The 14,592-nt window shown below is 43.2% G+C and carries 10 protein-coding genes and 4 pseudogenes; 11 read left to right on the top strand and 3 right to left on the bottom strand.

What is annotated here, in order from left to right:
* The first annotated feature begins 123 nt into the window (after window positions 1-123).
* Together ACQW03_RS02970 and ACQW03_RS02965 are read left to right on the top strand one after the other, a co-directional pair.
* Window positions 124-1,026 (top strand): LysR family transcriptional regulator, encoded by a 903-nt coding sequence (locus tag ACQW03_RS02970; protein ID WP_023987954.1) that lies wholly within the window; start codon window positions 124-126, stop codon window positions 1,024-1,026.
* A 123-nt stretch (window positions 1,027-1,149) separates the two neighbouring features.
* Complete coding sequence (locus ACQW03_RS02965; protein WP_441948183.1) at window positions 1,150-2,289, top strand: 5-methyltetrahydropteroyltriglutamate--homocysteine S-methyltransferase; 1,140 nt, start codon at window positions 1,150-1,152, stop codon at window positions 2,287-2,289.
* A gap of 71 nt (window positions 2,290-2,360) precedes the next feature.
* Here ACQW03_RS02965 and ACQW03_RS02960 read toward each other — a convergent pair.
* Window positions 2,361-2,831: pseudogene (locus tag ACQW03_RS02960) on the bottom strand (IS3 family transposase); the annotation flags it as partial.
* A gap of 2 nt (window positions 2,832-2,833) precedes the next feature.
* Window positions 2,834-2,944: pseudogene (locus ACQW03_RS02955) on the bottom strand (Tn3 family transposase); the annotation flags it as partial.
* Between the two features lie 300 nt (window positions 2,945-3,244).
* On the opposite strand from ACQW03_RS02955, the pseudogene ACQW03_RS02950 reads away from it, so the two are divergent.
* The 7 genes and pseudogenes from ACQW03_RS02950 to ACQW03_RS02920 all read left to right on the top strand — a co-directional run.
* Window positions 3,245-4,254: pseudogene (locus tag ACQW03_RS02950) on the top strand (helix-turn-helix domain-containing protein); the annotation flags it as partial.
* Window positions 4,255-4,499: 245 nt separating this feature from the next.
* Window positions 4,500-5,141, top strand: a complete 642-nt coding sequence (locus ACQW03_RS02945; RefSeq protein ID WP_441948181.1) for a response regulator transcription factor — start codon at window positions 4,500-4,502, stop codon at window positions 5,139-5,141.
* Window positions 5,142-5,322: 181 nt separating this feature from the next.
* On the top strand, window positions 5,323-5,496 hold the full coding sequence (locus tag ACQW03_RS02940) for a gallidermin/nisin family lantibiotic (protein WP_081047461.1): 174 nt from the start codon (window positions 5,323-5,325) through the stop codon (window positions 5,494-5,496).
* Between the two features lie 156 nt (window positions 5,497-5,652).
* Complete coding sequence (locus ACQW03_RS02935) at window positions 5,653-6,381, top strand: ABC transporter ATP-binding protein (protein WP_053325120.1); 729 nt, start codon at window positions 5,653-5,655, stop codon at window positions 6,379-6,381.
* A complete protein-coding gene (locus ACQW03_RS02930; RefSeq protein ID WP_441948178.1) occupies window positions 6,378-6,929 on the top strand; it encodes an ABC transporter permease in 552 nt (183 codons plus the stop codon). The genes ACQW03_RS02935 and ACQW03_RS02930 overlap by 4 nt, the downstream gene beginning before the upstream one ends.
* Window positions 6,901-7,212, top strand: coding sequence for a hypothetical protein (locus ACQW03_RS02925; RefSeq protein ID WP_441948176.1), 312 nt, complete (start codon window positions 6,901-6,903; stop codon window positions 7,210-7,212). The genes ACQW03_RS02930 and ACQW03_RS02925 overlap by 29 nt, the downstream gene beginning before the upstream one ends.
* 12 nt (window positions 7,213-7,224) lie before the next feature.
* Complete coding sequence (locus ACQW03_RS02920; protein WP_441948174.1) at window positions 7,225-7,992, top strand: hypothetical protein; 768 nt, start codon at window positions 7,225-7,227, stop codon at window positions 7,990-7,992.
* 183 nt (window positions 7,993-8,175) lie between these two features.
* Here ACQW03_RS02920 and ACQW03_RS02915 read toward each other — a convergent pair.
* Window positions 8,176-9,060: pseudogene (locus tag ACQW03_RS02915) on the bottom strand (IS3 family transposase).
* Between the two features lie 468 nt (window positions 9,061-9,528).
* On the opposite strand from ACQW03_RS02915, the gene ACQW03_RS02910 reads away from it, so the two are divergent.
* Together ACQW03_RS02910 and ACQW03_RS02905 are read left to right on the top strand one after the other, a co-directional pair.
* A complete protein-coding gene (locus ACQW03_RS02910) occupies window positions 9,529-12,717 on the top strand; it encodes a lantibiotic dehydratase (RefSeq protein ID WP_441948172.1) in 3,189 nt (1,062 codons plus the stop codon).
* A complete protein-coding gene (locus ACQW03_RS02905; RefSeq protein ID WP_441948170.1) occupies window positions 12,714-14,579 on the top strand; it encodes an ABC transporter ATP-binding protein in 1,866 nt (621 codons plus the stop codon). Before ACQW03_RS02910 ends, ACQW03_RS02905 begins: the two co-directional genes overlap by 4 nt.
* Window positions 14,580-14,592: the final 13 nt, after the last annotated feature.

Here is a 14,592-nt window from a genome sequence, read left to right as displayed (position 1 = left end):
TGTTTATATTTTTTAAACCTTAGGGGAGAGGCTGATTTCATTTAAGCAACAATTATCCCTTTTCCAGAAGTGTGATTATGTATTATATAATAGAAGAAACACAAACGGAAAGGACATCATGCATTGACCTTACAACAATTAAAATATGTCATTGAGGTTGCCAATCGTGGCTCCATGAATGAGGCGGCGAAGCGGTTGTTCATTTCCCAGCCCAGTCTGTCGAACGCGATTCGTGATTTGGAGGAAGAAATTCATATCACCATTTTTGAGCGTACCAATAAGGGGATTTCTTTGTCCAAGGAAGGCGTGGAATTTCTCGGTTATGCACGCCAGGTCGTTGAGCAGGCGGAGTTACTGGAAAGTCGCTATCTGGATGCCAAGCCTTCACCACAGCATTTTGCTGTGTCCACGCAGCATTACGCTTTTGCTGTAAATGCATTTGTGAATCTGGTGAATCAATATGGTCAAGAAGAGTATGAATTGGCTTTACGAGAGACCAAAACCCATGAAATCATACAGGATGTCAAAAGCCTGCGCAGTGAGATTGGAATCCTGTATCTGAACGAATTTAACGCCAAGGTCATCAACAAGCTGCTAAAAGATGCGAATCTGCAATTCAATAGCCTGTTTACGGCCAAGCCGCATATTTTTATCAGTGCCAATAATCCGCTATCTCGACAGTCTATCGTGACCATTGATCAGCTTCATCCGTATCCGTATTTGTCCTTTGAACAAGGGGAGTACAATTCCTTTCACTTTTCCGAGGAGATTCTCAGTACGTTGTCACATCCCAAAAGCATTCGTGTCCATGATCGGGCGACCCTTTTTAATTTGCTCATTGGCTTGAACGGCTATACGATTTCTACCGGGGTGATCAGTGCGGATCTGAACGGTAACGACATTATCTCCGTCCCTCTGGAATGTGATGAGTCTATTAATGTGGGATGGATTTGCCATAAAAACGCTGCACTCTCCAAGCTGGCTACCGTCTATGTAGAAGCGCTGCATGAGGCGATAGGGGAATAAAAGATTGGATATAGCCTTAGGCTATAACTAGCTATAGTTTATTGGAGTTACCTTATAACTGAAAATGTATGTTATCTTTCTTACAAGAACTTCACTACAGAAGCGAAAAAGGAGATAACCCTAATGAGCAGCATTCTTGACAATGCATCCCAACGTAAAGTGACCCCTTTTAGACATGATATGGTCGGCAGCTTTTTGCGCCCGCAAGCGATTAAAGACGCCAGAATTCAATTTCAAAATAATGAAATCTCTGCGGACGAGCTGAGAAAGATTGAAGATAACGAAATTATCAAGCTAGTGGAAAAGCAAAAATCCGTAGGACTTCAAGCCGTGACAGACGGTGAATTCAGACGCTCCTGGTGGCATCTTGATTTTATGTGGGGTCTGGACGGCGTGGAAAAGGTACAGCTTTCGAACGGCTACCAATTCCAGGGTGTGGAAACAAGAGCGGAAACCGCACGCTTGTCCGGTAAAATCGGACATTCCCGTCATCCTTTCATTGAAGATTTCAAATTCCTGAAGCAAGTAGCAGGTGAGGATGCGATCGCGCGCCAGACGATCCCGGCACCTGCGCAATTCCTGGCCGAGCTGTTGCGTGGCGAAAATAAAGAAACAACCGATACGTATTACAGCAATCTGGATGAGCTGGTGACGGATATCGCCAAAGCTTACAAATCCGTGATTCAAGCGTTGTACAATGAGGGCTGCCGCAGTTTGCAACTGGATGATTGCACCTGGGGTATGCTCTGTGATAAAAACTATTGGGAAGCTAGACAGCATGCGGGTGAGAATGTGGAAGATACCAAAAAGCTGTTTGCCCGTGTGAATCAGGAAACGGTGAAGGATCTCCCAGCTGATTTGGTCGTTACGACCCACGTATGTCGTGGTAACTACCATTCCACCTGGGCATCTTCTGGAGGCTATGAGCCTGTAGCTGAAACCCTGTTCGGCATCGACAACATCGACGGCTACTACCTCGAATTCGATACCGACCGTGCAGGTGATTTCACACCGCTTAAGCATCTGAAAGATCAAAAGCAGGTCGTACTGGGCCTCGTTTCCTCCAAAACGGGTGAACTGGAAGACAAGCAGACGGTCATTAATTGTATTAAGGAAGCGACTCAATTCGTCGACATCAACCACATCTGCCTCAGCCCACAATGCGGCTTCGCTTCGACAGAAGAGGGCAATATTCTGACAGAAGAGCAGCAGTGGAAAAAGCTTGCTTTCATTAAAGAGATTGCGGACGAGATTTGGAAGTAAGGGTTTAGGAGAAATACCTTGGAGAAATTTGGTCATACCCCTGTCAAGTAGACAGAACTAAAAAGACATCTTTAAGCGGCAACCGTTTCTCGGTATTCAATCGGGGAACGGTTGTTTAATTTTTTCTGAAATCTATTTTCATTATAAAATAAGATGTACTCCCGTACGTGTTGTTCTACCTCCGCTAGGGTTCCGGGTTTCGTTAAATAAATCTTCTCTGTTTTAAGATGGGAAAAGAAGGATTCTATACAGGCATTGTCTAGGCAATTTCCACGCCTTGAATGGCTTCCAAGCATTCCAAGCCGCTTAAGTTTGCGGTTAAACGGCTTGGAGGTATACTGAAACCCCTGGTCTGAATGGAGAATGACACCCTCCATGTTCACGTTCTTACTTAGAACGTCTAGCGTCTCGCTAACTAGAGCAAGGTCATTTCGTTCCGAAAGACGCCAAGCCACAATTTCATAGCTAAACAGATCTTGAATGACAGAGAGATATACAAACCGCTCTCCAGCTCGTATGTATGTAATATCGGTAACCAGCTTGGGCGTAAAGCAGTAGCATACTTCATCATTTGGTTGTACTGCTGCCTAACCAGTTCCCAATTGATTGGGCGAGTCAGTATCGGTTGCAAATTCGGATAAGCATCGGTCATGCCTAGTTCCGGTTTAATAGCAGCCCAGGGGCGTTTTCCAATCAGCAATATATAAATCGAAACGTTTTAGTTCGTCTATATATTGTAACTACGAGCGTTGGAAATTGAATTATGAAGATACTGACATAAGAAAAATGGCGATACCCTTAATAATGACATCATTGCAAAGTATCTAAATAGGTATTCTAAGTAAATTTTGATATGTATGTGATTTTATTCTAAAAAATGGTATGATGAATTGCGGAAAGGTCTATGCGATTCATCTGATTGCAGTAGTCCTCGTTTCATGAGTTGATTTTCTATATGTTCCTGATAAGAGGTGGTTATTTTTGTACAATACACCTACAGTTTCGGCGAAGTTTGAAGATTATCTAAAACTAAACGATATGACACTGACTCAATTTGCGAAATATTCAGGTGTCCATCAAAGAACACTTAGTAATTGGATTATTCAGCATCGTCCACTTTCCGTGCAGCAGCTTGATCGAATCACTGTGACTATGGGTATATCGGAAGGTCACTTTTACGATCTATACATAGAAAACTACATCATTGACCTCCCCCTAAACATGAGACGAATTGAACCATTGTTATATCGTTGTACGGAGCTGGACAAGCTGGAAGCGATCCGTCGAATGGTTGGACATATTATGGACAAGCTTATATACTTTCCCAGACTATATCAAATTGCAGAAACATTATTTTCACAGCGACAACATGCTGCTACACTATTTATATGTTAGAATGCGGCAGAAGAGGAAAAATATAAGCACTCCGAGCACTTGGCAGTCTGTCAGTATCGTATATTCACGATTCAGGTTGGAGACTATCAAAGCCGAAATGTCAGGGCAGTAGCCGTTTTTGAAGCTTTTGTCGAACGACTGGATGAAATAGAGCAGCTTAACGTATTGAAGGATCTGGCTAATGTATAGGTCTTTGCGTAAATGGGGCAAGTTTGACGAAATGGCGAGGAAATGAGGGCTAAAGCGGAAATCCAATATTCGATGAAACATCAACAAGAAAGTCGAGAGCGTGATGATTCCGCCAAGAAGCTAAGTCGTCCCATCTTTGTGTACATCATTTATGCTGATCTACTGTGCGCTAGTGTCTGTGAAGCCCAAGGCGATTATCAACAAGTTCTACAATATACATATGACTACGCTGATTTAGATTGGGCCATAGAGACTGATGAGGATACCCGACACTGGATTGGTTTGTTTCAACAATGGGCGGAAGGCAATACTTACGTATATAAGCTTTTGTCGGGAGATATAAATGTACTACATGATTATATTGAATATATCGCTGCAACATGGGGTAGTTCCAGCGTAGCTGATACTACCCCATGTAAATGAAATGTGAAAAACGTATTTTATGGGTAACATCTCTGGTGCTGTTGATCGTCGTATTTCAAGGAGGCCCGTACGTTTAAGAAAACGTTGTCTAGTACCAAGAATTACAAAATGAAAAGGAGGTACTTGCTGCGCTAAAAAGTATACCTTTAGGTTTGTTGTTAGGAAATATAGCGCGGCTATTACAAATTATGGAGTTTATCAGTGTGTTACATGTGGAGACTGATTCGGTATGGCGTGATTTAATCTGCAAATATGTGAAGCAGCAGCCAGATATGAAATATGTCGCAAGTATAGCAACGGAGCAGGAAGCCATTCATTTTGCAGAACAGTATAAAGTCGATGTTATCGTGATGGATGTAACACTGACCTCTTCGCAGTATGATGGGTTGGATGCAGTGAGAGAGATTTTGATGAGAAAACATGTTAGCATTATTATCTTATCTTCAGTAGATAATTTGGAAGTGATTGCAGACTCCTTTAGCGTTGGAGCCGTCAACTATATTATGAAGAAGAACTACATGGATCTTGCTGCGGCTATTCGCGATGCGTATCATAATCGCGTAGCGATTCATCCTGACGCTGCTAGCGTGCTGTGCGATGAGTTCCGCAAACTAAGATTGGAAGAGCTTGAACGCTCCCTTACGCGGACCGAGCGACAAGTAATCGTGTATCTACACGAAGGGTACTCTAAATCAAAAATAAGCGAAGTTCTGCATGTCGAACCGGAAACAATTAAAACACATGTGAAACATATACTCACAAAGCTAGATGTGGGTAGTTGCAAAGACGCAGTCAAAGTAGCAAGACGGCGAGGATTGTTTGACAACAATTACGTTATGCGATAGGGGGGAGAAAAATGTAACCCTAGTAAAAAATAGAATCTATAATATAATTTGTAATAGAGGAGCTGGATCGCGCTATCTGTATTGGCGCCGGTATAGATTGCTATCACTGCTTCTCTAATTAGGAATTTGTCTAGCTTGGTGAAATACCGAGAGACAATGAAAATCTGAGGAGGTAGTTATTATGTCTAATAATCAATTTGATCTTGATGTACAAGTAAGCAAAAATGTTGGTAAAATCGAGCCTCAAGTTACCAGTGTGTTTGCTTGCACTCCAGGATGTATTACTGGACCGAATTGTGGATCTAGTGAGTGCGGAACTGTGCCTTGTGGTAAAACAACATCGAGACTTTGTTAATAAAAAACCAAGTATGATCATATGTAGTCAGTAATGTTAACGTTCTGCAGGCTTCTGTCTAGTTGTTAGTCGTGTGGGCTAATGCAAGACAGATGTCTGCACTTTTTTGTAGTGAAAGGAAGAGAGTAACCAATATAGCATACAGAGGTGTGACTGATGACCGAACTGATTCTGGAAGTGGATCGTGTGACGAAGCGAATAGGTAATAAGACTCTTATTCAAGAGACGTCCTTTAAATTGGAAAAAGGTATGATCTACGGATTTATAGGCCCTAATGGAGCAGGAAAAACAACATTAATGCGATTAATGACAGGGCTTATCCAGCCAACAAGCGGAGCGATTCGCATTGGGACATATGATGTGCAAAAGCAAAGAAAACAGGCACTAGCTAATGTAGGGGCGATTATAGAATCCCCCATCTTTTTTGAGTATATGACCGGAAGGCAGGTGCTTCGAAATTTATCTCGATTGCACTCTGAAATTCGCTCAGCAGATCGAGAAAAGCACATCGATCAGTTGCTCCAGAGTGTGGAATTGCAGTCCCGAGCAGATGATAAAGTGAAGACTTATTCGTTAGGGATGAAGCAACGATTAGGTATCGCGCAAGCTATGTTAGGGTCCCCCGACCTGCTGCTTTTGGATGAGCCATCCAATGGACTTGATCCGCTAGGTATGCGGGAACTTCGTAATCTGATCCTCCGGCTGAGGGAATCACGAGGTTTATCATTCTTCGTATCCAGCCACCTTCTAGATGAGCTGCAACTCATGTGTGACCATCTCATTGTTATTCGAGCAGGGGTGGTCATATGGACGGGGAATGTGAATGATTTGATTGTGGATGGTCAGAGGCTAGAAGACGCATTCTTGGAGTTGATGTTGTCATGAAAGTGTTAATCAGGATTGAATTCGAGAAGTTGATCCATCAGAAATGGGCATGGTTCATATTAGTTTCTTGCATTCCGTTTGCTTATGCATTGATAACATATTTTGTGTGGGTTGATCAGCGACATTTACCTGATAGCCCATTCTATGTAGCTGCGAGCATGTCGGCATCGAGAGGGATGAAAGAAAGTATATATTTATTTGGGAATTTAATGGTCGCGCTGTTGGCTGGTCTCTTATACACAGAAGAGTTTCAGGGTGGTAAATTGCGAATGTTTTTTTTAAGAAGCTATTCTCGGGGTCAAATCTTTGTTAGCAAATGGATGATAATGAATTTATTCATCCTGTTGATGATGGTTATTTTAGGCGTATCGTTTACGATTTTTGGCGTAATGAAACTTCCATCTCCCCCAGAGGTAATGATATCAGGGAATAGGATTCCTTCCACAAATGTTGCAATACTATTCTATACTTTGAAACAATATGCACTTGATTTCGCTACATTGATCGGGGGGGGGGGGGTTGTTTATTTGGATTGCCATGTACTGTAGGACTGCGGCCCGTACAATTGGTATTGCGATGATCTATATCATTATATCAATATTTGCTACAAGTATTTTCGATCCGGGAAGTCCTTTAATAACGGAAAATGCATTCTTGCTTGCCTTGATTTATGCAGGGTTAATTCCAGGTATGCAGATTGTTGGTGTGGAGAAGGCATTGACGGGCGATGAATATGCACAAATTTCAATAGCCGTGGGTTTAGTTATTTACTTTTTCGTATGTATTGTAGCTGCTCGTAGAAAATTTACGAGAGCAGATTATTTAAATTAGGAGTGTTGGCGTGTGAACACTGGCTTGTGGATCAGTGAACTGGAACGGATATGGAAGGGGAAGCGGATTCGAGCGTTTGGATGCGTTTATCTACTCGCTCTATTGATCGATATTGGATTCTTACGTCTAACAGGCGGTATTAAAATTGACCTAAGCTCGTGGTTTTCGGTTGATGCACTAAATCTGCCGGTATTCATTATGAAGGATATGTCGTTCTTGTTGCAATTGTTTGTGTTGCCGGGCTTATTTGTAGAGTCGCTTGCTGATGAGATACATTCGGGTGCGTATCGCATATATATGTTACGTTCGTTCGATCGCTATCAGCACTGGCTAGTTAAATTACTTACACAGATCGTTTTGATTGTCTCGTTTATCTTTGGGACAACGCTGGTCGCGCTAGCGTGTGGATGGTTGTTCTTTTCTCATCCGCAATCGACAGTGGTGTACTTAGTGCCAGAATCGATTGGATATGGCAATGTGTTGTGGCTAACGATCCAATACGATCTCCTTCTTGTACTGACTAGCATTGCGGTGCTTGTGATATGCAGTGTTTTTTCTATCCTTATCACACGAGTTTCAATTGTGTATGCATGCACCATTTTAGGGTTGCTTGGCAGTTATGTCATCGTCTCTGAACTTCGTTTTCTGCATGATCCGTTTGTCAGTATTTTGAGAGTACTTTGCGGACAAGGAAGTATGATCTTCTGGGTGTACTTAACCGGGATTGTTGTGATATGTCCAATCATCAGTTTCTGGATTTGGAGTAAGAGAGGAATGTAAAAGCACGCATTATTGTTGATACAGATAAAACCCACATAGTCTTTCGTAGCAACCCGGGAGTGAAACCAATCAAATGAAAAGAAGAAGCCCCAAAGAAAGGAAGACAGAAAAAAGTTAATCCGCAGCTTGTTTTAGGGTGTAGTAAAGGTGAATGAATAGATTGGACACATAGAATTGAGAAGATTACGCCGCGGGACGGTACGCACGTTCGCATTGGTTGGGCGTTAAGTACCCGATGGCAGAATGAATTTGTTTGCCATTATAGAAGCAGGTAATATACACGAATATGCTCTTCTTGGCTTGTACACGCGTTATCGTAGTAATTGTCTTTGCGGCTCATGCTGCTTTTCATCCCGTATTTCTGCAATCGTGCTTGGTATTCCAGGAAAGCATACTGGCTACCACGATCTGAAAAGTGGAGAACTTCGCCGCGCGGTCCAGCACGTTTTCATGTACGGGTAAGTTAGGCTTAGAGTTCGTAGTTGCTTTATACTTCTTGATGGTTCGCGATTTCAAGCAAAGCCCAGTTCTTTCATGATGCGTGCAACGGTTTTTCCCGTCACATAAACGCCTTGCTGCTCTAGCGCTTCCTTTATTTTTCGGCTACCGTAAAGGCGACACGAATCCAAAAAGATTCGGCGTATGCGTTGCTCGAGCTCCTTCCGTTTTTTCTTACGCAGGGTTTCCTTGCCCTTGTTCTTTACCCCTTCATAATAATTGCTTCGTGAAACCTTAAATACAGACACATCTTCACGACACGGAGCTAGAAGTGGTGATTGTGGATGAAAGAAAAGATTAGCGCTGGTCTTTTGCGAAGTAGTGCTAAGACTTCGTTTTCCTCCTGCAGTTCACGGATCTGCTTCTGCAGACCACGCATAGCCTGATCTGCGGGCGACAAATTCCCGCTGCCTGGGAAAGCCTGTTTTCCATGCTGTACATATTCAGCTTTCCAGCGATATAACGTGTTCGTGCTGATGCCAAGCTCGCGGGCTACCTGCGCCAACGACTTACTCTCTTCATCATCTGTACGGTTTGGATTTTAAATTCTTTGTCGTAGTTCTTAGTCATATCGCTCACCTCGAATGCTGATTTTTTTATTTTCGCATTCTCGGTTCTCCATGTCCACTTTCTACTCTAGTAGCATTTAACCAATGCACCGTAGTTTGGATGTGAGCAGTGTGGTGATGCGGTACGACTAGTGACTTTACCGTTGATGAGATTGACTTGCTCATCAATTCAGCATAGCCGATTTAGAATAATAATACTCATAATTTAACATGGAGATTACTTTGCCCTGTTCGTGGGGAAGAGGTGAATATTCTTCATTTTTGGTAATAAACATTTTTTATATATTTTCCATTTTATTATAGTCATACTGATCATCCTTCTATTTGATTCAACGCTGTTACGTGCTTTCAAAATTTAGGATTATAAAAGATTTCGGGTATGTGTCGAATGTAAAGAGGTCTGAAAGTATTTAGGCTCTAAAACTACTCCCTAAATCTTTTTTTTAGTCCACTATAATTAGGAGGAAACATGACGAAAGAACCCAATATTTATCGTGCACTCGATTTTTTTATGATTCGTACGCCTGTTTTGCCATTCAATTTGTTTATACAGTGTTTTCCTTCCGATTGGAAAGACCAAGAAGAGCTTAAGCGTTATTCGCTAAATAAACTTGTCGAATTATCCAATGATCCGATCATTCGCGAAGCGATTGCGGTAGCGAGCCCGAGCTTGCTTGAGTCACTTTCTCATCTTGGTAATGACCAGAATGCACGAAAGAAAGCGCAGGCTATCAAAGGTTTCATGCGCTATCTGCTCCGCATGATGACGCGTCCCACACCATTTGGCCTGTTTTCCGGTGTGACTTACGGGCAATTCGCCGAACAGTCGCAGATGAACATAGAAGGCATCGCTACGTATCGCAAACGCGTGCGACCAGATATGGAATGGTTGTTAAAGATTGTTGATAAGATCGAGAAACAACGTGAAGTTGTGGTTCAGTTTCGTATTCAGCGCAACTCTCTTATCTACCGTCAAGGCGAACGAGCAAAGATTCCTTACGTAGCGAGATATGGCGATCTCGGCGTCGGAGAAAGTGATAGCGTATCCGTACGAGCCTCTGCAGTATTCGATCTGGTGATGGAAGCTAGTATGAATCCAATTCCGTACCTAGAACTCGTATCCCGGATTAAGAGTGCTTTCATGGAGGCAGAATTAGATACGATTCATCATTACATTTGGCAGCTTTTTGAACAAGAATTCTTAATTTCGGAATTGCGACCTCCGACGACGAGTATAGAGCCCTTCGATCATATCTTGTCTGTGTTGGATCGGGTAGAGGGTATAGATGAATGGAAGGTTACTCTCAATGAAATTCGTCGGAATATTCGCTCTTATAATAGCCGATCAATTGGGCAGGGCGAGGAGCAACTACTTCAGTTGCGACAGATGATGAATGCTTTGGCGGAGGTGAAGACGACGGTACAGGTTGACTTGTCCTTGGAAGACCGTTCCGTGACCTTGCCCTCTCAGGTTCGTGAGGATGTTGAGAAAGTTGCACATTTGTTTAGTCGAATTTCTACGCGTAAGTACCGACACCTGGAGGAATACTGCAATGAATTCCTAGAGAAATACGGTCCGTATCGAGAGATACCAATTCTGGAGTTGCTGGATGAGGAGATTGGGTTAGGGGCACCGGCCACCTATCAAAATCCGAGCAGCGTTCATAGGCAGTTGAAGAATCCGAGTGTGCCATTCAGTACGAAGTGTGAACAATTACTCTTCAAATGGTTCGTCTCGTGTATGCATCAGGGTGAACAAGAGATTGTTCTCACGAACGAAAGGATTCAACAGATCTTGGAGGATGAATCTGATAAAACCACCAGTGAGTTAATTCCTACTCCGTCAATGGAACTCTACTTTTTAATGGTTGTGCAGGATCAGGAAGCGCTCAATCGCGGAGAGTACACGTTAGTACTTGGACCGAATCCTGGATCGAGTGGCGCGGGGAAAACGTTCGGACGATTTATTGATTTAATGGGTGTCTCGTTTAAAAACATGTTCAATGAGATTCATGAGGAAGAGCAACGCCTATCACCAGGTAAACTACTTGCAGAGATTTCGTACTTACCCAGTGCAGCCAGATCGACGAATGTCGTTCTCACGGAAAATTTTCGCACTTATGAAATCGGAATTGGCACGAATCACACTGTACCAGAGGATCAACAGATTCATGTGTCCGATCTGATGGTTGGGGTGCGAGACGATAAGTTTTATTTGAAGTCACGCAAGCACAATTGCGAAGTGATCCCGACAGCGGGGCATATGCTGAACTACCAGGGTGCACCGAATGTGTACCGGTTTTTGGTGGAAGTTAGTCAGGAAGGATATCGACAATGGTCGACATTAGAATGGGGAGTAATGGATCAATCCCCCTTTACTCCGCGTTTAAGGTATGGGAACATCGTGTTAAGTCCAGCGACATGGCGTATACAATTGAGTGGCAAGACATCTGAGCGCGAGAGCGAGGAGAAATTGGCGCTTCTGGTTAGGGAATTCAGTATACAGTGGAAAGTACCTCGGTATGTGTATATGACCCAATTCGATAATCGTATCTTGTTCGATATGGAGCATTCTCTGCATGTGGAGGAGATCTGCAAAGACTTGAAATCAAATGGTCAAGTGACGCTGATCGAGCATATAGGGGGATTCGAGGGTATGCCGATCCAGCGGAGCGATGGGCGCCTGACGGCGGAATTTGTCTTCCCACTCGTTAGACGCACGGAAGAGATGGATCTGACCCAAGCGGAAGTGGCGGTAAGTAAGGAGACAGAAATCTCTCGCCTGACTGTTGTTGATGCATCGCAGCGTGTGCAGTTGCCGGGTGGATCGTGGTTCTATGCCAAGTTCTATGGGATAGACAGTCGCCAAGATGAATTCATTGGTCGTCAGTGGGGAGATTTTGTTCAGAAATGCCGTGAGGCAGGTGTAATTGAACAAGCGTATTTCATTCGTTACTCCGATCCAACTCGTCATATTCGGGTACGGTTCAACATGCCAAGCGGTAATGACATATCTTCGTTCATCCCAATCTTCCATGAATGGACGACTATGTTACTTCAAGATGGAATGATAAATAAGGTTGTTGTGGATACGTATGAACCAGAGATCGAACGATATGGTGGACCTGTGCTTATGCTATTAGCGGAACGTATGTTTGCTTGTGACAGCGATGTCACAGCGAATTTGGTTCGGCTGCTTCGATTTAAGCAGATACAGCTAAGTCAGGAGGTCGTGGCGGTGTGTAGTGTGATACAATACATGACTCAGTTTGGTTACAACGAGCAGAAGGTTTACGAGCTCCTCAATGAGCGCTTCGATGTAAAAGAATATCTGGATGACTTCCGTAATGAACGGCGTTTATTCCTGCAGTTGTTAGGGAGGGATTCATCCGAATTAGTATCATTGCATCAAGAAGGTAAGCTGATTCATCAGATTGGTCAGCACAGGGAAGAGGCTGTCAAGTGTTATCAGCAAGCACTTCTTGAGCATGAGCGGCAGGGCACTCTTATGAACAACAAAGACGATATCCTATTCAGTGTGATTCATATGTACTTAAACCGCTTGATTGGGATTGATCGAGATAAAGAACGTAAGGTAATGATTATGGCTCGTCATGCCCTTAATAGCTTGTTGCAATATTGGAGGAAGAGCCAATGAACTTTATTTGGAAGGGATGTCAGCATGAATTAGCTTCACTCTGGAAGACGGTTCGACACGGGCTGCAACTCTTCCAATTGATTTTTCACATGAATAAACAGTATATGATTCCAAGTATGATACTACACATCATTCAAGGCGCTGTGCCTGTGATGACATTAATGGTTACACAGAATTTGTTGAATAGTGTTTCCGTTGGATGGAAAGAAGGGGAATATTGGGTACTTTCTCAATTTGTTTGGTTCATCGTCATCTATGTTTTGAAGAATTTCATCGACGTCGCTCAAAGCTATGTGGAGGGTAATCTTCAGGCGGTCATTTCCAATTCGATGAATGTCATGATCTGCGAGAAATCAACCACGTTGGGATTGGCTGATTTTGAGAATGCTTCGATTAATGACCAATTAAAAAGGGTTTCACAAGAAGCCACTTATCGCCCCTATCAATTGTATAGCCAGATGGCTGGCATAGCTTCTGGACTCATTACACTTATTTCATCTGCTATCTTACTTGTTCTGTGGAAATGGTGGGTGGTGCTCGTGATTCTCATGATATCAACGGTTTCTATCTATTCGATTTTCAAAATCAATCGAGAACAATTCCAAATCTACTTGGATCGCACTCCGCAGAATCGAGAATCGTGGTACATGACGTATCTATTAACAAACGATAGCACATTTAAGGAAGTGAAAATATTCCAATTGGGTTCTTACTTGTTAAACCGATACCGCGATTTGTTGCACGGCTTCTTCCTTGTGGATCGTCGTATATTGTTGAAGCGAATTCGAGTTACTTTTCTGTACGATATGCTAGAAATGGTGGCTTTGTTCTGGTTAATTGGGCTTGTAATTCACGAGACATTTATAGGAGCGATGATGATCGGGAGTTTGTATGGGTATATCCAAGCGATTTTGCTCACGCAGAACCAGACGAAGGGGGTTATTCAGGGGCTTGTCCAGTTCTCACAGAACAATCTTTACATGGAGCAATTGCTCTTGTTCTTGCAATTGCCCACGTCAGATCCTGTTCATCGACAGAAACAGTTTCCCAATGCAACAGAACTATCGTGTGACGCAAATGCAAGTATCCAGATTACACAGATTTCGTTCGATCAGGTATCTTTCGCTTATCCAGGACAAGATTCGGATACGATTCGAGAAGTGGATGTGACATTCAAGAAGGGGCAGACTGTGGCTATTGTAGGGAAGAATGGTTCGGGTAAGTCCACACTCGTGAAGCTGTTAATGCAATTGTACACGGATTATCGTGGTACCATCCAAGTCAATGGCCGTAATGTTCTCGACTACGATCTGCAACAAGTCCAAGAACGCATGGGGGTTGTGTTTCAAGATTTTGTTCACTATGAAATGTCGGCTCGCCATAATATTGGCTTCGGCTCATTGGCTGAGCTCGAACAAGATGAGCGATTGATGGATGCAGCCAAAGTTGCAGCTATTGACCAAATGATTGCGAATTTGCCAAGCGGTCTCGATACACAACTTGGCAAATGGTTCGATGAAGGACATCAACTTTCGGGGGGACAGTGGCAACGTATTGCAATTGCAAGAGCCATTCTGCGAAGTGCGGATGTATATGTTCTAGACGAGCCGAGCTCGTTCTTGGATCCATTGGCTGAACGGGACTTACTGCAATTGTTCATACATTTAATGAGAGATACGATAGGGATTTTCATTACACATCGTATCTCGTCTGCGCGTCTAGCGGATCAGATTTTAGTCATGGAGGACGGCCGGATCATTGAGCAGGGATCGCATGCTGAATTGATGCGTTTAGGTGGGGTATATGCGCAGATGTATCAAGTGCAAGCAAGTTCATTTGCAGAAGAAGTTGGGGTGAATTAGAAGGAGATGATTG

This window comes from Paenibacillus sp. DRB1-1 (assembly GCF_052119485.1).
Lineage (GTDB): Bacteria > Bacillota > Bacilli > Paenibacillales > Paenibacillaceae > Paenibacillus > Paenibacillus polymyxa_B.
The sequence above is the reverse complement of the archived record's forward strand: the minus strand, read 5'-3'. Positions and strand labels throughout refer to the sequence as shown.

Bases quoted from the DNA above. Each gene is read 5' to 3' on its own strand.
- ACQW03_RS02965 (WP_441948183.1), top strand. From the start codon at position 1,150: ATGAGCAGCATTCTTGACAATGCATCCCAACGTAAAGTGACCCCTTTT.
- ACQW03_RS02940 (WP_081047461.1), top strand. From the start codon at position 5,323: ATGTCTAATAATCAATTTGATCTTGATGTACAAGTAAGCAAAAATGTT.
- ACQW03_RS02935 (WP_053325120.1), top strand. From the start codon at position 5,653: ATGACCGAACTGATTCTGGAAGTGGATCGTGTGACGAAGCGAATAGGT.
- ACQW03_RS02930 (WP_441948178.1), top strand. From the start codon at position 6,378: ATGAAAGTGTTAATCAGGATTGAATTCGAGAAGTTGATCCATCAGAAA.
- ACQW03_RS02910 (WP_441948172.1), top strand. From the start codon at position 9,529: ATGACGAAAGAACCCAATATTTATCGTGCACTCGATTTTTTTATGATT.
- ACQW03_RS02905 (WP_441948170.1), top strand. From the start codon at position 12,714: ATGAACTTTATTTGGAAGGGATGTCAGCATGAATTAGCTTCACTCTGG.